This is a genomic window from Corynebacterium sp. PCR 32, assembly GCF_037464985.1.
GTDB lineage: Bacteria > Actinomycetota > Actinomycetes > Mycobacteriales > Mycobacteriaceae > Corynebacterium > Corynebacterium kroppenstedtii_D.
Genome location: NZ_JBAHVL010000001.1, coordinates 425,734 through 444,675 on the forward strand (window position 1 = coordinate 425,734; position 18,942 = coordinate 444,675).

Below are 18,942 nucleotides of genomic sequence, written 5' to 3' on the forward strand. Positions count from 1 at the left end.
CCCTCATGAAGCCAGGATAAGATGTCCTCGCTCGAGCCCGGTAGTGAGAGGACGACGGAGAATGGGTCACCTGGTGTCGACCGTATTGAGATCGGCGGAGGTTTTGCTCGCGATGGCCTCCGATGATGACATGCGCGTTGGATGTGAGCGTACAAGCGGTGATGTCGGGCATGAGATAGATCGGTGAAAAGATATGGCTGACGAGCCCACCACCCCGACTAATGTTGAGGATGACTCCGCTAAGGGAGATACGAGCACGAGCTCTGCAATGGGAAATGAGAGTGACGCCCCGGTCGAGGGCACAACGATGACAGTGACTGAGAATGTGGACAGTGACAACTCCGCACGAGACGACGCGTTGACAGTAGACGATGTGACGGCCGGAGATCCGGTAGAGAGTGCCGACGCAGAGGCACACGATGATGGCCCCAAAGGCCCATCGTTCGCCGACTTAAACCTGAGCGACGAGATCGTCAAAGCCGTGAAAAAGGTCGGTTTCGAGACACCGTCGCCAATCCAAGCTGCGACGATCCCGATTTTGGCCGAGGGACATGACGTTGTTGGTCTAGCACAGACGGGCACTGGTAAGACAGCTGCGTTTGCGTTGCCAATTCTATCCCGCCTGGATCGATCGCAGAAAAAGCCGCAAGCCTTGGTCTTGTCGCCGACGCGTGAACTTGCCCTCCAGGTTGCTGATGCATTCCAGGAGTTCGCTGACCACCTGGGTGGCGTTCACGTGCTCCCGATTTACGGTGGCCAGGCCTATGGTGTTCAGCTTTCGGGGCTGCGCCGTGGGGCTCACATCGTCGTGGGAACACCGGGACGCGTGATTGACCACTTGGAGCGCGGCAGCCTGGACCTCTCTGAGCTCAAATACCTCGTGTTGGACGAGGCTGATGAAATGCTCAACATGGGTTTCCAGGAGGACGTTGAACGCATCCTCGCTGATACTCCAGAGTACAAACAGACTGCGCTGTTTTCTGCGACGATGCCGGCATCGATTCGGCGTTTGTCGAAGCAATACTTGGAGGACCCTCATGAGGTCACAATTAAGTCCCAGCAGCGCACTGCCGAGAACATTCACCAGCAGTATCTACTGGTGAACCACCACTACAAACTTGATGCGTTAACACGTATTCTCGAAGTCACTGAATTTGACGCGATGATCATGTTTGCGCGAACCAAGCAGAACACCGAAGAACTAGCGGAAAAGTTACGCGCCCGGGGATTCTCTGCGGCCGCGATTAACGGTGATATGGCGCAGAATCAGCGTGAGCGTACTGTCGATCAACTGCGTGATGGCCGCTTGGACATTTTGGTGGCGACTGACGTTGCAGCCCGCGGCTTGGATGTGGAACGCATTTCTCATGTCGTCAACTACGATATTCCGCACGATACAGAGTCGTATGTGCACCGTATTGGCCGGACGGGCCGTGCCGGCCGCTTCGGCGAGGCGATTCTCTTCGTCACTCCCCGCGAGCGACGTTTGCTGCGTTCCATCGAACGTGCGACGAAATCGTCGATTGAGGAAATGCAGCTTCCAACCGTCGACGAAGTCAACGAGACACGAAAGGCAAAATTTGCACAATCAATCACGGAATCGCTGGCTGATCCTCAAGTCGATCTCTTCCGTGGACTCATCAATGCGTATGCCGAAGAACATGACACGCCGCTAGCAGATATCGCTGCCGCGCTAGCGACACAGTCACAGTCGGGCGACGAATTCCTCTTGAAGGAAGACACCATCCGACGCAATGATCGGCGGAATGACCGCCGGGGCCGCCGGAATGATCGTGAGCATGACAGTCGCACTCTCAACGAGCGCTTTAGCGGTAAAGAAGCCCCGCGCTTTACCGACCGTACTGGTAAAGAGATGGCTGTGTATAAGATTGCCGTGGGCAAACGACAGCAAGTTCGTCCAGGAGCGATTGTCGGTGCTATTGCCAACGAAGGTGGCCTGAATTCCCGCGAATTCGGCAAAATCTCGATTTTCTCGGAACATTCCCTCATAGAGCTCCCTGCTGATCTTCCGATGGAGGTCTTTGAAGCGCTGGAGGATACACGGGTGTCCGGCCAGTTGATCAAAATTGAGCCAGATCCGGGTGCACCTGCTGGTCGCTCCGGTAGCCGTAGTCGTGATCGGTACTCAGGGGACCGTCGGGGTCGTGCCGATGACGGTGGACGTGATCGGCATTCGCGTGGTCGTGATGGTGGCCGCTACGGCAATGATCGTGGTTTCCGTGGTCGGGGCCGTGATGATCGTGGACGTGGTAGCCGAGACAACTGGAACCAGGGTGACTCAGGACGTCGAGATCGGCGTGATTGGGGCCGGAATGATCGAAATAACAGTGGGCGGGAGTGGAACGACCGAGGCGGACGCGGACGCTATAGCGACGATCGCGGTGGTCGCTTCAACGGTCGAGGCCGTGATGATCGGCGTTAAGAACTCGTGACGTCGAAATGATACAGCGTCGCTCCAGCACTGTGCTGGAGCGACGCTGGCGTTTGTTCTGATGTTCTGCTTACGGCTTGAAGAACATCAAAATCGCAGTGATCACCCAGAGCGCGTTGAAGATTCCAGAGAACATATTAAGCATTCCAGGGGTTTTGTCCCACTGGGCAGAAGGGATCTCATCAGGCTCGTAGTCGTCCGCCTCATCGAGGAGTCCAAGGTCGGCAATGAGAGTGCGCTGTTGTGGGATAACAACGAAGAATAGAAGCCCCCATGCAATCAGCGTGAGTAAGATCCCGGTATGGATGAAGTAGTTTTTCAGTGCACCATCGACTGTGAACAACGCGCCGAATCCGAGCAGGGGGACAATCAATGACCACAGGCCGTAGCCTTTGGTGATGGAGTGGAGTGACTGCGCTCGGCCTCGCGCTAGCTCATCACCCTTGTGCGCTGCGTGGGCAGCTTTAGGAAACTGTGATGTCGCTATCATGACAGGGCCAATCAAGACGATTGCAGCGATGACGTGGATGATGACAATGAAATTTTCAGGCACGATGCGTCCTTGTCGTCGGGGTCAGGGGTTGTCAAACGTATGTCGTCATCAGCCAGGGTACCCGGCGGCCAATGACGACGGCACTGCGGGGGACTACCGATCGTTATGTACAGGCTTGTCGGAGGGCGTCGACATCGCGACGAGTGAGTGCGAGGTCATAGGCGACAGTCACGTGTGCGTAGGCTGTGGCATACCAACATCCTTGGCCGTGATTCGGTGGCATCCACTCGTCGGGTGTCCCGTCACTTTTTTCTCTATTGATACGGGAGTCTGTGGCTACCAGGTTCCTTTTTCTATCGTTAGCGAACGCGATGCGCTCGTCCCGTGTCCATGTTGCAGCTCCCAAATCCCATGCTGCCGATAGCGGCACAATGTGGTCGATGTCGATGGAGGCGATAGAAAGTTCACGTCCGGTATAGGGATCGATCCCGTGTCCACTGATAATGTCACATGTAGCAGTCGGGGCCATGCGGATGTCATCGAGTTGTTCACGCAGGACATGCTGCCGCGTCGTACACCATACTCCGTGGGGAGTGGGGGAGCGCCCCCACCCATGACCGAACTTGTCGCGCTGATAGCCCAGTACAGTTGTTCGGTGATCAATGATCCGGGCTGAGGACAACAGTGCATCTAGGGTTCGCAGTCTCGGTCCCCGTGGGCGATGCGACTGAAAGGCAACGACGGCGGTCACGAGGCTGACAACGATGAGTAGAATACACGCTCCCCAGGCGTGGCGGGATACAGACGCACGCTTGGTGCGGGGAGAAGAATAAGAGTGCGGCACGTCTGCTTAGACGCACCGCATCCTGGACGGTTCCCATCGACATCACTGCCATGCTGTGCGAGGTGACGGGAGGCATAGCTCTCGGCGGCGATCACCTCGTCTGCTGCCGTGTGTCTGAGACAGGTCAGGCTTTCATCATGTCATCCTCGAGCTCGTCGTGAGCATTGGCAATAGTGAGTTCAGGATGAGCTTCGGCGATGCGAGCCAGGCGCGAGGCCTCATCGAAGCTCTCAACGATCTTTTTGTCAGGGGCTGGTGTCGCTAAGGTCACCGTGATGAGCACGACGGCACTGCACAGCACACCGGGAATCATTTCATAGAGACCACCACCGATCGGGGTATGGACAATCCATTGTCCCCACACGAACGCAACAACCGCGCCCGTGACCATACCCGCCAGGGCGCCCTGGTAGTTCAGACGACGCCAGTAAAGAGCGGCGACGACCATCGGGCCAAAGGCCGAGCCAAAACCAGCCCATGCGAAAGATACCAGGTGGAGGATTTGGCTATTCGGGTCTAAGGCCAGCAATGCAGCGACGACAGCCACCGTGATCACGGCAGCGCGTGACAGGTTGATCAGAGTTTTGTGACTAGCGTTCTTGTTAATCAGGCCGTTGTAGATATCTTCCACCAGCGCGGATGAAACGACGAGTAGCTGAGAGGCAATCGTCGACATGATGGCAGCAAGAACAGCGGTGAGAATCAAACCTGCGACCAGTGGGTGGAACAGGATCTGTCCCATGTCCAGGAAGATTGTTTCGTAATTGACGGTGTCATCGATATGGATTGACGGGTCGTGACCAAAGAATGCTGGACCAATGACTGCCACCATTGTCGCGCCAATAATGCACAGGAACATCCACACCACACCGTAGCGCCGTCCGGACGTAGCCTCGGATGGCTTACGCAATGCCATGAAGCGAACGATGATGTGTGGCTGACCGAAATATCCCAAGCCCCACGCTAAACCAGAAATAGCGGTAATGAAGGAGACACCATTGAACAAGGAGAACCAATGCTCATTGGCATGCAACCCCTGGTGGAAACCGTAATTGTGTTCCGTTTGGAACGTCCAGATCGATCCGGCGTCGTGGACATGGAGGAGGGCGAATGTTGGCACCAAGATGAGGGCAACGAACATGATGAGTCCTTGAACGGTGTCCGTGTAGGACACGGCCAAGAAGCCACCGATGAACGTGTAGGCCACGGTGACGCAGGCAATCACAAGCATGCCGACGAGGTAGTCGCCGCCGAAGGTCGATTGGAAGTACTTACCACCCGAGACCATGCCGGAGGCAACATAAAAGGTGAAAAACACCAAAATGATGAGCCCAGCGGCGATGCGGAGAGCGTGGGTTTTGTCATCGAGTCGCTTTTCCAGGAATGACGGAATGGTGATGGAATTATCAGCGATCTCCGTGTAGGACCGTAACCGTGGCGCTGTCCATTTCCAGTTTGCCCAGCATCCGACGAGCAGGCCAATGGGCATCCAGAGCTGACCAAACCCGGAGACATACATGGCGCCGGGAAGGCCCATGAGGAGCCAGCCGGACATATCTGATGCTCCCGCGGACAATGCGGCGACAAAGGGGTGTAGGCCACGTCCGCCAAGCATGTAATCGTCGTATTCATCGGTTTGCCGGAACGAATACAGACCGATCGCAAGCATGGCGATGAGATAAATCACCATGGCGATAATGAACCATGTCTGTTGACTCACGAAGTCTCCTGGGGGCTAGCGGACGGGTACAAGATTCGATCAATAATGAAACACTCCGACGCGTCACACGGTACGTGAACACAAGCGAACAAAATTGAACAAATACAAACAGATATGAATAGAAATTCGATATCTTATAAAAGAGTGTTTTTCAGGGTGTCACGGATGGGTAGGCGTATCAAATCCATCCATTCTCTGTCATCCCCTTCTGAGGGGCCCTGACGGAGGGGGCGCGTGTCGACCCCATCAACAGCGACATGAGGATAGCATCGAAAAGATGTGCGACGCCGCGCTGGAATGTCATATGATCCTGGTATCAATAGACCTATGAACGCGTATCTTCTCCATGCTTTGTGGCCGGTGCATTCCGGCATGCACCTGTGGGTGGAGAAGACTGACGGCCACAAAGTCATTGCGAACTATTCTGACGTTCCTGACGGCGTATTCCCCCACGTTATTGCGACTGTACTGACCAATGGCGGTCGGCGTCCGATCGCTCCGCGGCGTGCACGTGCTGTGCTTGCAACACCCAAAGGTCGGCGACGCGAGCTCACTATTCCTACTGTGGAATTGACCCCTGATCAAGCTGTCGACTTTTTACTCGCACTCGATGCAGCGCAGAACAACGACACCCTCAACGGTGACATCGGAATTGCGCCAGACACTGCATTTATCTTAGCTCTTCTACGTGGCCTGGAGACTCTACGAATGTCTGGCCGAATCTTGTTCCGCATGCAGTGGGTTGATCACGAATGGATTCCTATGTGGCAACCCGCCGTCGGTATGGCTGAACGTGTGTGGCTTGCTCGAATGGTTGAAGCGACGCCGGAGGTACTCTCGCTCTCCGGTGGTCAGGATCTTGCTGACCGTATCGCCGTGCCTCTCATTGATGCCTTGGTGCGACGAACGCTCGCTTCTATGCCCCGTCATAGTGACATTGAGCAACCGTTAGTTCGTGCGCTCATCGACGGATCACCACTCGACCGGGCTACCGGGGCGATGGTCATTGACATCAATACGTGGCGTAGCCGAATGACCACCCCTGGTGATGACCTCATTTTCATCGTGAATGAGCCCGACGACGTGAACCGCGAGGAGCCACTGCACAACCCGGCGGCGAGCACAACGCGACCATCCCTCATTAGTGTGGAACCCGTTCCAGAGGTTCAATGGAGGGTCGAATTGGCTTATCGCTCAGGAACTGAAGCTCCGACCCGTATTCCTCACCCCATCACCGACCCTGCACTCCGACAACGTGTCGACGAACAACTAGACCGAGCACGCCACGTCTGGCCACGAATGGGGGACTACGTTATTGATCCCGACACGGGCGCATATCTTCTCACGACGACGAATATTGTGGAGTTTATCGATCAGGGGGCTGACCTGCTCCGGACCGCGGGCTTCCGTGTTCTCATCCCCACACCGTGGGCCAAAAGGAAAGTCCGTGTATCTCTCTCTGCACAGCCTGCCGTGCCCAGCGGTCCGGGAGACGCGAAACTCGGACTCGACCACCTGTTGGACTTCACCTGGTCTGCCTCTGTCGGCGACAATCAATTGACACCGGAGGAAATGGATGACCTCCTTCAATCCAGCACAGACCTTGTCAATATCCGAGGCAAGTGGGTGCAGGCAGATAGACGTGTTCTCAAGGCCGCATCAAAACATCTGTCACACATGCTCACGAGGGGTAGCGTGGGGGGTGACTCTGACGGCTCAACCACTGGTGGGCAGGGAACAGTAGGACAACTTCGCCACGCGACCGACCACATTCGACGCGACCTCCGTGAGGACGGGGACACCGGTTCCATTATCGGGACCGACGATAGCGGCGACGTCGACGATGACAGCGCGAGCGTTGTCGTCGATGCCGTGGACTGGATCAGTGCCCTCATCGGCATCGACACTGCCATCGCACCCCAACGGCTAGACCCGCCGTCGGGCATCTCCGTCGAGCTCAGAGAGTATCAACGCCGCGGTTTCGACTGGCTAGCATGGATGACATCCCAACATCTCGGTTGCATTCTTGCTGACGACATGGGATTAGGAAAAACGCTCCAGACACTTACCCTCATTGCCTACGAGAAGGAACGTTCTGCACTATCGGGCCCAGTGCTTGTTATTGCACCCACCTCAGTAATAGGAAACTGGATTGCGGAGGCGAAAAAATTCGCGCCGGGAGTGAGCACATATCTCCACCATGGATCGGGGAGGCGTGGTGGTGACGCCTTGAGTGAGGAGATCGCGAACACAGACATCATTGTCACGACATACTCCACCGCGACACGCGACCAAGAAATATTGAGCCATACGTATTTTCACCGCATCGTCGTCGATGAGGCTCAGAACATCAAAAACCCCAGTACAAAGAACGCTCAAGCTGTACGGGCCCTTGATGCCACCCATAGAATCGCCCTCACCGGCACCCCTGTTGAAAATCGACTCGATGAGTTATGGGCCGTGATGGATTTCTGCAACCCTGGGCTTTTCGGCACACGCAACGATTTTCGCCATCGCTATTCTATTCCCATTGAGCGCTATCATGATGACGCTCTCACAGCGGATCTCAAGGCGCTCACCCAGCCGTTTATCCTGCGACGGGTGAAAACAGACCCAGCTGTCGTGGATGATCTCCCCGAAAAAAACGAAGCTGTCTTAGTCGCGGATATGCACCCTCACCAGGCAAGCCTCTATAAAGCGGTCACCACCGCGGTCGCCAAGGAGCTCGAGGTCACCAGGCAGGGGAGAGACCGTCGTGGGCTAGTGTTCAAGCTCCTCACAGGCTTAAAACAAATCTGCAACCACCCCGCCCAGTACCTCGGCGATGATTCCCCCTTCCTCGACGGGGCTCACCATCGCTCTGGAAAAGTAGAGACCGTTGAACCCATCATCGATGAAGCCCTCACAGAGGGACGAAAAGTTCTCATCTTCACCCAATTCGTCGTGTTCGGAAACATGCTCAAGACCTATCTCAGCGACCGATATGGCATCGAGGTACCGTTTCTCAACGGGGCAGTGGAGCGACAAGAACGGGACCACATGGTGACCACCTTTAACTCCCCAGCAGGCCCTCCCATCATGATTCTGTCCCTTCGCGCTGGAGGAACAGGACTCAACCTCACCGGGGCGAGCGTGGTCATCCACATGGATCGGTGGTGGAACCCCGCCGTCGAAAACCAAGCAACTGATCGTGCGTATCGTATAGGCCAGGACCGTGACGTGAGTGTGTACAAAATCATGAGCAAAGGAACGATCGAAGAGCGAATCAACGACATTATCGAAGGAAAGCTACAGTTAGCCAGCGCGGTTGTCGGCCCAGGGGAAGCCTGGATATCCGAACTCTCTGACGACGAGCTCCTCCAGCTTGTTGCGCTGCATGAATCTCCGACCCCGATTCGGTCAGAATATACCAACGCGCGTGCACGCTATAGCCTCCAGCAACAGGAGGCAGAAACGTGACTCGTAGACGACGGCCACCCTCAGAACATCGAGACACACGACGTCGCGTCAACGTTGACGATAATGTCATCTACCTCAACTTCGGGGCCGCACACAAGGCCACCCCGCCAGCCTCTGACCGAGCACGTCACACACCGGCACCCGCGGCACGCGCCTCTCGTACAGCGTCGAGAACGCGTATCCGTACCGACCGCGGCGCATACCCATGGCCAGCGTTGGCGATCATGCGGCAGCTTGATGAGAACACGGAGTCTGGCCGCAAGAAACGAGGCCGCGACTACGTCCGGAACAACGCCATCCAACGGGTAGACGTGGACAACTGGACCATCACTGCCCAGGTCATGGGGTCGCAGCTAGAGCCATTCACTGTGCATGCTCATGTTCCCCACAGTCTTGACGCCTGTGAGGACGCCATCCGATACCTCGCTCGTGACACCCACGCATATGAGAAGTTTGTCGCGGGGAAAGAAGACCCACACCTTGAGGCGATTCTGTTTCCTTTCGATGACACACGCTGGGCATGTAGCTGTCCCGACCCTCATCTATGGTGCAAACATGTCTATGCCGTTGGCCTCTTCCTACAAGAACGATTCGCCCAGGACCGCTCCGCCGTGTTCCATCTGGCGAATACCAGTTACGGGGACATTCGTGAGCGAGTCAGCCAGCGTGTCGGAACACGGCAGACGTTCCCTGTCCACGAGGACAGCATTGACGTGCAGGATTCTCAGACATTGATGGCCCAGCACCGAGAACCCAGCGTCGACCCCGAAACATTTTGGGGGGTTCCGACCACCTACCCCGCCCCGCCGATTGTTCCGCACACGTCGGCGTTGGACGACCACGACCAACAAGCCCTTATGAAAGTGCTCAGGTGGGTCTCTTATGGGGCTATCGGTCAGCTCAACGCTCACAGTGACCTCGAAGACGTCTACCACCATCTCATGACCACACCACCTGAAATGCATCATCCAGAAAAGACAACGATGACCACACCAGATTCACAGGAGACCCACGACTAGCTATGACCTCTTCACGGTTTGGACATCCTGAGCCAGAAAAAACCACACATGTCATCCACCATGGCCACACCTCACCGCGGGCCCATGCTCGAATCCTCCATACTTCTGATTGGCAGCTGGGGATGACCCGTTGGTTTCTAGAGCCAGATAGTCACGGAGACGACGACGGCGGCTTGAACTCCCAAGCGCTCTATACGGGGGCGCGTTTCGCAGCGATACAGCGGATGGCAGACGTCGCCCACCAGCGCGACTGTGACCTCGTGGTGGTGGCAGGCGATGTTTTTGATAAAGATAATGTAGGAAAGCGGATACAGAGTCGCTTTATTGAAGCCATCGAGCATTTTGCGCCAATCCCGATCGTCTTCCTCCCGGGGAACCACGATCCCTACCAGGTGGGCAGCGTGTGGCGCTCGTCGTTCGCGCAGGATATAGAAGAGGCGGGCGGAATTATTCTTGGTGATTTCTCACTCCATACTATCGGTGATATCGAAGTCTTCGGGGCCCCGTTGACAAGCAATCGCCCCACAGACGACCTCGTCTCGGCAGCGCTGAATGCACGTGAGCCTGCGCAGGGAATCCGCGTCATGCTTGGACATGGGCAACCACGTCGAGCATTCGGAAATGAAGACAACCACATCGACATGGAGACAGTTGACCACGCGCTCCAGAACCACCTCGTCGACTACATCGCAATGGGGGATACTCACTCGGTACAACAAATTGATTCCCGTGGTGGCATGTGGTTTTCCGGATCTCACGAACCCACCGACTTTGATAACAAAGAACGCCAATCTGGATATTGCCTCGTCGTCGATCTCGACGTTGCGGATGGCGCCACATCGATCACCGTTGACCCTGTCCATGTGGCGGAATGGGAGTTCCACTACGACTCGCGCGAAATCACCACAGATGACGACATCGAATCATGGTACACAGACCTTAGCACTATTCGTGGTGCCTCCTCGACTGTCGTCAAGAACGCACTGATTGGACGAATTACCTTTGACCAGGCTTATCGAATTGACGAATACAAACAGCGGTTAGCAAACAGATTCGCCGCATACATTGTTGATGCAGAACATACCAACCTTGATATTCTTCCTGATTCCCTAGATCCCGATGAGTTCAAGCTCAACGGCTATTTCAGGAAAGTCCTCGATGACCTGAACCCCAACGATGACGTCGACAGAGAAGCACTAAAACTCCTTTACCAACTGAGCCATCGTTAGCAGGAAGACGAGTAGTCATGATCACGATTCATACCATCGATATAAAGAACTTCCGGACCATCAACGACCTAAAACTAGAATTTCCCGATACCGGAGTGACGGTGATCTCGGGACCTAATGAAGTAGGTAAATCGACGGTCATGAAAGCACTGAGTGCATGGAAAACACTTGGCCATACGAGCAAAAGCCAAGAGGTCACGTCAGCCGCGCCGGTGGGAAGAGACGTTGCCCCCGAAGTCACCGTGGAGATGACCGTCGATGGCTACCGCTTTTCTCTGCGCAAACGATGGCTGAAGACTCCGCGTGCAGAACTGACCGTGACCAGACCGGTTCGCAGGAATGATACGGGTAAAGACGCAGAAAAATGGGTTGAGCAGCTTTTCGCACGAACCGACCAAATGCTGCCCTTCGAGGCACTCACGGTCAATCAAGATAGCGGAACCTGGGACTTTCTGGATGTGAGATCATCCACTGCCGTTGTTCATGCCGCCCATGCAGACGGCGATAACGATGATGATCAGGCCGCAGGGTTACGTGCTGACATTAAGAAAGAATTAGGTAAGTACTTCACTGCCGGACTAGGCCACAAGACAGGGGTTTATAGGGATGCCCTCAAGGAGCATGACGACGCTAAACAAGCGAAAAACAGTGCGCAGGAATATGCCGATAACGTAGCGGAACTCCGTGACGAACTCCGCCGGGTGAACCAGGACATAACGCAGGCACAAGCAGCGGCGAATACAGCACGCTCAGCCCTCGCTGCTGCGAAGACCGCGAAAGAGAAGGTCACTAAAGCGAAAGAAGAGCGTGATCGCGCGCAACAGGCGAAAGCTGATGCTGAGAACCGTCGTGAGCGATACACAACAGCTCACCGCGCTCGTGTCGAATGTCAACGAGAATATGATGAGCGTTCACAGCGAGTCAGTCAGATTAAGGAGGAATACGAGCGGATAGCGCAGGACGCTCATACTCACGCAACTCGCCTTGCGGAGGCAATGGTTGCCCACACAGAGGCGGAACAAGGCAAGGATGCAGCCAGCACTCGATTACGCAGGCTTGAACTCCATCAAAAGTGGGCAGAGAAGAAAAAGGAAGCAGATAGTCTCCGCAGTAAGCTAGCAGCGGGAGATGCTGCTCATCAGCGTCGACGTGCAGCCGACGAGAAACTTCGCGATACCTCAACGGCTATCGATGATGATGCACTGACAGAGCTTACAGACCGCCACCAAACATGGCGTAATCAAGAAGATTCTCTTGAGCTCTCTGTCGGAACCATCCGTATCGGTGGCCCCGTTGGGGACGACGCCACCGGAGACTACCCTATGGACCGTCCCCAACGGATGACGCTGGGCGACTACACGGTCGAGATTTTCCCCGCGTCCGACATAGCAGAACGGCGAAAGAAGGCTGACCTAGCACAGTGCGAGTACGAACAGCTGCTGGCGCACTACTGTGTGGAATCACTGTCTGACGCGAAGGAACGCAACGATGCCTTTCGTCGTGTGTGCCAGGAACGTGATGATGCACAACGGGATCAAGAAAGAGCGTGGGGTGGGTCACGCGAAAGCCTCGCCGCTGAGCATCTCGCGATTCTCCGTGAGATTGCTGACCTCGAGGACGAGGTGGCGAATGAATGGGGTGAAGAGACACCGCAGACGCATCAGACTGTGAGTCTGACCGCCACGCCAACTAGGCAGGACATCGACGGTGCGAAAGCAACGGAGCAGCGGATGAAGCAAGCTTACATAACAGCAACGCAGAACCTTCATACATTGCGCCAAGAAGATACCCCAGCGCAGCTAGCCAGCATCACAACCAAGCTTAAAATGGCACAGGATGAATGTGACAAAGCACAAAAGACCTTAACAACAGCTCAAGAATCATTGCCTGACGACGCTTTGGATCGTGAACTGAAGAATGCTGAGTGTGAATGCGAGGACCATCGAATCGCATGCGAGAAAGCGGAGAATTATTATCACTCCCTCAAACCTGACCAGGTTGACCACAAGGTCGAACAAACGCAGCGAGACGTGCAAGACTTGGAACGCCGCCTGACAGAGTATCGCGAGAAGAAGATGCGGATCGAAGGGGAGATTAAGGGGAAATATTCTTCCGATACGGATCTCAGTGAAGCGGAAGAAATGTTGACGCAGAAAATCAACGCGTTGACATCCGTGGAGTTGCGTGCACACGCTGCTCAGCGCTTACACGACCTTGTGGAGAAGCACTACCAGGATGCGAAAGAAAAATACTTCGGGCCGTATATCCAGGCGCTCACGAAAAAAGCAGGGCGTGTATTTGGCGCCGATGTGTCGTTCACAACAGATGACACTGTTGCTAACGGTACCAGTAGCAAAAAGACTCGGAATCAGAGAATAGTCGCGGCGACTCAAGTGTCACAGCGTGTGCTCGACGGACGTGCGGTTAATGTTGCCGATCTCTCCGGTGGAGCCGTCGAACAGTTGCAGATTGTGCAGCGTCTTGCGGTGGCAGACGTCGTTGGTGATAAGAGCGTTCCTATATTTCTGGACGACGCACTTGGTTACGCTGACAATGAACGCATTACAAAGATGAATGAACTTCTCACTGAATCGGGAAAGAAACATCAGGTTATCATCATGACGTGTGCCCCTGAACGTTATCGCTCTGTGGATGCAGCACGATCGATCGAGATGTTTTGAGATGGTGACCGCGACTAACTGGATCCGTTATGGTGAAATGATGGGAGATACACAGTGACAATCTCGTTTCTCACGGATATGGATGGCGTCCTGGTCAAAGAGGGTGACATCATCGCAGGCGCTGATCAATTCCTGCATGAACTCCGGGACAATGATATTGAATACATGGTGCTCACCAATAATTCAATTTTCACGCCCCGCGATTTGTCAGCTCGCCTGGCACGGACGGGAATTGATATTCCCGCTGATCGTATCTGGACATCTGCCACGGCAACGGCTGCCTTTTTAGCTAGTCAGAAGGAAATATCGACAGCGTATGTCGTCGGAGAATCAGGCTTAACAACTGCCCTCCACGAGATTGGCTGGATCCTCACCGACTCAGATCCTGAATATGTGGTGCTCGGTGAAACCCGCACATATTCCTTTGAAGCGATCACAACAGCTATCCGGCTCATTCGTCATGGGGCAAAGTTTATTTGCACTAATCCTGATATCACGGGGCCTTCACCGGAGGGTGTATTACCGGCTACGGGTTCTGTGGCTGCGTTGATCCAGACGGCCTCGCTGAAAGAGCCATATTATGTAGGCAAGCCAAACCCGATGATGATGAGGTCTGCGCTCCGCAGGATCGGCGTTCATTCGGAGAATACCGTCATGGTGGGGGATCGTATGGACACTGACGTCAAGGCAGGGTTGGAAGCCGGAATGAAGACTATTCTCGTTCGGTCCGGTATTACCGATGATTCCATGATCGGTTGTTTCCCGTATCGGCCCACACGGGTCATTGATTCGGTGAAGGATCTGGTGGGGCATGTTCGCGACCCCTTTGGGTCGTGAATGCCGTGTACGCGGCCTAGTGTTATCGGCGGGGTGGCCCCGTAGTCTGGCATGGAGACTAGGCCGCGGTATGCAGGCTAATTCTCTGAATATGAGTGGCGTTCCGAGATTGTTCCGTCGAGGTTTTTGATGATGTGGTCGCCCTTGCGTTCTTTCGCGAGAGAGCGCCCCTGTGCGACGGCTTCTTCTTTGGTGGCGTGCGTGCTTGTGGCGCGCTCATTGCCTTGGGGGCGATTTTTCCATTCGCCGTCTTCATTGTAGGTTTCGATGACAGTGTCAGCCATGAATATGTCCTTCCATATGGGGGTTGGGAATGTGGTCATTTCACACACTGATCAGTGCCCCATCAAGTATAGGTAAGCATAGTTTCTTTCGCTGCCCATGAGTGGAGATTGATGCCGCCGAGGTTGCGGACTCAGGGTGTTGGGCGCTGATGGTGGGCCAAAGATAGTCCTGGTGGGAGCTGCCCCCTGGGGAACCTTATGAAGTGGGATCTAGTTTTTCCCCCGCGAGTGACACCCTTCACAGTAGGCTGTTGATATTGTTTCATAGCGACAGGCAGTCGTGACCGCTTGTCGAGTCAGGCAATGACAACGAGCTGCGGACAATCGGTATCAGATGCTGATGCTGAAAGAGTCGCAGGTGGACAGGGCCTACTGCGACGAGCGATGACGCTTGGGTTCCGGTACCAGGATTGTCGCTACACAATGACGACCATGATTTGATGAGGAGAGATCTACGATGTCGCCAGTTCCTCCACCACCACCGGGGAGCCCATCCCCATCGGGCGCGTCGAAAAAACGTGCACACACTGATTCCGACAGTGACACGCCATCGTCAACGGGAGTAGCTGGCACCCACGACGTCGAGACTGCCGATCACACACGCTCGGATAATGCTCATGATGCGAAGCGTGAGACCGCCACGCCGACAGGGACACCCGGTCTGTCGGCAAAAGCACAGGCACCAGGTGTACCTGGGGCTCCCGGCGCACCCAAAGCTCCGTCCGCCCCTGGGGCGCCCACGTCACCAGCTGCGACGACAGCGCCACATCAAGCACAGGGGAGTACCGCGCCCACAGCTCCGGGAGCGCCGAAAGCCCCCGCGGCTTCTCGAGCACCTCACGCTCCGTCTGCTCCAGCAGCCCCGGGCGCACCGACGCCCCCGGGTGCTCCCACAGCACCTGCGGCACCCGGCGCAGCACGTCAACCCTCCGCTCCAGGTGCACCAGCGGTGGCAGGGGGGCACGCACCAGGTGCCGCAGCCCCGACAGCACCACGTACACCAGGGGCGACGAAGCCTGGTGGGCCTCAAGCGCCGGGAACTAAGAAGGCGGGGGCGGGCACAGCTGGGGGCAAGAAGACCGGCGCGACAACCACCAAGAAGAACTCGAAGAGCTCAAAGAAGAAACGCGAACCAATCACCATCGGTGAGAAAAGTTTAGCTCAGTGGGGAAAGATCGCTGGACTCACTGCGTTGGCTCTGATCGTCCTTGGTGTCATCGTGGTCTTCACGGCGCGGTGGCTTATGAGCCTTGATGTCGTGTCACGGTGGATCGACAAATACCCCGGCGAGTATGCCCCGTCCCCGTCCCCCGATCCCGGCTTTCCCGTCTGGGCACGATGGCAGCACTATGTGAACTTTTTCTTCATGCTCCTCATTATCCGCACGGGTTTGCTTGTTCGGCATCAACAGAAACCGCCGGCGGTGTGGCAGTCGAAACGAGGTGGCAAAAAAATCAGCATTTTCTTGTGGCTGCACACCTCCCTGGATATCTTGTGGCTGGCCAACGGAGTCGTGTTCGTCGTGTTGTTGTTTGCGTCGGGGCACTGGGCCCGTCTGATTCCGACTAGCTGGAAGGTCTTCCCGAACGCCCTTTCTGCCGCGTTGCAGTACATTTCGTTTAATTGGCCGGCTGAACATGGCTGGGAGAACTACAACAGCCTGCAACAGATCATGTACTTCTTAGTGATTTTTGTCGCTGCGCCACTGGCTGTGGTCTCGGGTGTACGCATGAGTGAATGGTGGCCCAAGGAGGCGCAAACACTCAACAAGGTGTATCCCGCTCCGGTGGCTCGGCATATCCACTATCCGACGATGGTGTTCTTCGTGTTTTTTGTCTTTGTTCACGTGTTGTTGGTGTTCACGACTGGTTTCCGTGAGAATCTCAATCACATGTTTGCTGGTAATGATTCTGCGAGCTGGGCTGGGTTCCTCTGGTTCATGGGGGGCCTCATCATCGCGGTTGCTGGTGTGATGGCTGCACGGCCACTCGTCTTGGCTCCGATTGCTAGCCGGTTTGGTCAGGTGAGTGCACGGTAGGGCACGGCTGGCCGCACTCTGAAATCCCCTCCACCCCGTTGTCGTGACGACCATGGTCATGATGGGGTGGAGGGGTGACATGATTTATTGGGTGTGCTGGTGTTATCCAGACCTGTAGGCGGCTTCCTCCTGTGGTGGTGGATTGTTGACCGGGTTGTGGTGGTTTTCTGCATGTGAGGTCGTGCTGGGAGGTTAGTAGTTCGCGATTGGTTGGTATTACTCTGGGAGTGGATCAAAGCGTTAGGGCTGAGACCTGCTCAAACGTCGGCGGTGATGACGCGATCGCGCCCAATGATCCATTGTATTAACGCGTGAGTAGAAGGCTTCGAAGTTGCTGCTTACACTGCATATTCTGATCGTGTTGGGGGCTATCGTCCTGGGTGCTCGGTTGGGGTCGGTAGCTATCGGCCTCGCGGGTGGTCTAGGGGTTTTGCTCCTAGGTGTCACCGGAGTTCCGGTTTCTAAAGGACAGATTCCGTTCGACGTCATCAGCATCATCATGTCAGTTATTTCTGCCATCGCTGCCATGCAGCTTGCTGGGGGAATGGACTATCTCGTTCATGTTGCTGAGCGGTTTCTGCGGAAAAATCCGAAACGTGTGACCTATTTCGCTCCCATCGTCACGTATGTCATGACACTCCTGGCGGGGACGGGACATACCGCTTTTTCAACCCTCCCGGTGATTGCCGAGGTTGCCAAGGAGGGGAATGTTCGTCCGTCGAGACCACTGGCTATCTCTGTCGTGGCCTCGCAAATCGCGATTACCGCGTCGCCGATTTCCGCTGCGGTGGTGTTGATGGCCTCCTTAATGGAACCTCATGGAGTGAGTTACCTCACAATCCTCGCTGTGGTGATTCCTTCGTCATTTTTAGCCATCTTTCCTGCGGCGTTTATTACCAATCACCTGGGTAGAGAGTTGAATGATGATCCCATCTATCACGACCGTGTCGCGCAAGGTCTAGTAAAACCCACCACGGGCCGGGATGACTATGTTCCGACGAAGACAGCACAACGCTCCGTGTGGATTTTCTTAACTGCAATTGTCGCGGTGATGGTGTATGCCACGCTGAGTTCCGACCAGGTGGGCATTATCACGAATCCAACGTTGCCACGTAATGAGGCGATCATCGCGTTGATGCTTGCTACGGCCACAGTGATCACGATTGTATGCAAACTTCCCTCGGCCGAAATCTTAACGACCCCGGTTTTTAAGTCGGGCATGTCGGCCTGTATTTGCGTGATGGGTGTGGCATGGCTGGGAACCACCATTATCGACGCTCATCTGGAGAAAATTAAGCACGTGTCAGGTGACATCTTGACGGACTATCCGTGGATGCTGGCGGTTGTGTTGTTCGTTGCTGCTGCGTTGTTGTATTCCCAAGCGGCCACGACAAAGGCTCTCATGCCAGCGGCACTGGCAGTGGGGGTGAGCCCGGTGATTGCAGTGGCTTCGTTTGTGGCGGTAAGTTCCTTATTCATTCTCCCGACATATCCAACCCTTCTTGCGGCGGTGGAAATGGATGACACCGGAACCACACGCATTGGAAAATATGTGTTTAATCACTCGTTTATCGTTCCTGGGACGGTGGCGATTACGGTGGCTGTTGGTCTCGGTTTCGTAATAGGAAGCCTTGTGATCTAGGTGCTTGAGTGTGACGACGGCGCACATAGTGCTCCGTACAGCACTCCACTGCAGGGGTTACCGTGACATGCAACAATGGCCATTACTCAAGAGCAACGGCCATTACCCGAGATAACTTCTCGTATCCTGTGCCCCCGACAGGAATCGAACCTGCGACCTTTGGTACCGGAAACCAACGCTCTATCCCCTGAGCTACGGAGGCATCAACGGCACGTCACCTCATATACGCTGGCTCAAGAATGGT

12 protein-coding genes and 1 tRNA gene are annotated in these 18,942 nt (G+C 55.3%); 8 read left to right on the forward strand and 5 right to left on the reverse strand.

Translation table 11 applies throughout. The features are described from left to right. The first annotated feature begins 193 nt into the window (after positions 1 to 193). A complete protein-coding gene (locus V5S80_RS01820; protein ID WP_395169038.1) occupies positions 194 to 2,443 on the forward strand; it encodes a DEAD/DEAH box helicase in 2,250 nt (749 codons plus the stop codon). 79 nt (positions 2,444 to 2,522) lie between these two features. On the opposite strand, the gene V5S80_RS01825 is transcribed toward V5S80_RS01820, so the two are convergent. From V5S80_RS01825 to putP, 3 genes are all read right to left on the reverse strand, one after another. Then, positions 2,523 to 3,005, reverse strand: coding sequence for a DUF2269 domain-containing protein (locus V5S80_RS01825; protein WP_395169039.1), 483 nt, complete (start codon positions 3,003 to 3,005; stop codon positions 2,523 to 2,525). A 103-nt stretch (positions 3,006 to 3,108) separates the two neighbouring features. After that, positions 3,109 to 3,789: a DUF1524 domain-containing protein gene (locus tag V5S80_RS01830; RefSeq protein WP_395169040.1), complete on the reverse strand. Its 681-nt coding sequence runs from the start codon at positions 3,787 to 3,789 to the stop codon at positions 3,109 to 3,111. 124 nt (positions 3,790 to 3,913) lie between these two features. Then, on the reverse strand, positions 3,914 to 5,509 hold the full coding sequence (gene putP, locus V5S80_RS01835; protein WP_395169041.1) for a sodium/proline symporter PutP: 1,596 nt from the start codon (positions 5,507 to 5,509) through the stop codon (positions 3,914 to 3,916). 327 nt (positions 5,510 to 5,836) lie between these two features. Between putP and V5S80_RS01840 the strand changes: the two genes are divergently transcribed. The 5 genes from V5S80_RS01840 (at position 5,837) to V5S80_RS01860 (ending at position 14,734) form a co-directional block, all read left to right on the forward strand. Beyond that, positions 5,837 to 8,968 (forward strand): DEAD/DEAH box helicase, encoded by a 3,132-nt coding sequence (locus V5S80_RS01840; protein ID WP_395169042.1) that lies wholly within the window; start codon positions 5,837 to 5,839, stop codon positions 8,966 to 8,968. After that, positions 8,965 to 9,987 carry a hypothetical protein gene (locus V5S80_RS01845; protein ID WP_395169043.1) on the forward strand — a complete coding sequence of 341 codons (1,023 nt, stop codon included), beginning with the start codon at positions 8,965 to 8,967 and terminating at the stop codon, positions 9,985 to 9,987. The genes V5S80_RS01840 and V5S80_RS01845 overlap by 4 nt, the downstream gene beginning before the upstream one ends. 2 nt (positions 9,988 to 9,989) lie before the next feature. After that, entirely contained in the window at positions 9,990 to 11,216 is a 1,227-nt protein-coding gene (locus V5S80_RS01850; RefSeq protein ID WP_395169044.1) for an exonuclease SbcCD subunit D, read from the forward strand. A 17-nt stretch (positions 11,217 to 11,233) separates the two neighbouring features. Next, positions 11,234 to 13,897, forward strand: a complete 2,664-nt coding sequence (locus tag V5S80_RS01855) for an AAA family ATPase (RefSeq protein WP_395169045.1) — start codon at positions 11,234 to 11,236, stop codon at positions 13,895 to 13,897. 78 nt (positions 13,898 to 13,975) lie between these two features. Beyond that, entirely contained in the window at positions 13,976 to 14,734 is a 759-nt protein-coding gene (locus V5S80_RS01860; protein ID WP_395169412.1) for an HAD-IIA family hydrolase, read from the forward strand. Between the two features lie 77 nt (positions 14,735 to 14,811). Here V5S80_RS01860 and V5S80_RS01865 read toward each other — a convergent pair whose 3' ends face one another. Beyond that, positions 14,812 to 15,018 (reverse strand): DUF2188 domain-containing protein, encoded by a 207-nt coding sequence (locus V5S80_RS01865; RefSeq protein ID WP_395169046.1) that lies wholly within the window; start codon positions 15,016 to 15,018, stop codon positions 14,812 to 14,814. Positions 15,019 to 15,475: 457 nt separating this feature from the next. Between V5S80_RS01865 and V5S80_RS01870 the strand changes: the two genes are divergently transcribed. Both V5S80_RS01870 and V5S80_RS01875 read left to right on the forward strand, forming a co-directional pair. Then, positions 15,476 to 17,056: a cytochrome b/b6 domain-containing protein gene (locus V5S80_RS01870; RefSeq protein ID WP_395169047.1), complete on the forward strand. Its 1,581-nt coding sequence runs from the start codon at positions 15,476 to 15,478 to the stop codon at positions 17,054 to 17,056. A 334-nt stretch (positions 17,057 to 17,390) separates the two neighbouring features. Then, positions 17,391 to 18,698, forward strand: a complete 1,308-nt coding sequence (locus V5S80_RS01875) for an anaerobic C4-dicarboxylate transporter (RefSeq protein ID WP_395169413.1) — start codon at positions 17,391 to 17,393, stop codon at positions 18,696 to 18,698. A 129-nt stretch (positions 18,699 to 18,827) separates the two neighbouring features. Here the strand turns inward: V5S80_RS01875 and V5S80_RS01880 are convergent. Then, positions 18,828 to 18,900, reverse strand: a tRNA-Arg gene (locus tag V5S80_RS01880). Positions 18,901 to 18,942 lie beyond the last annotated feature (42 nt).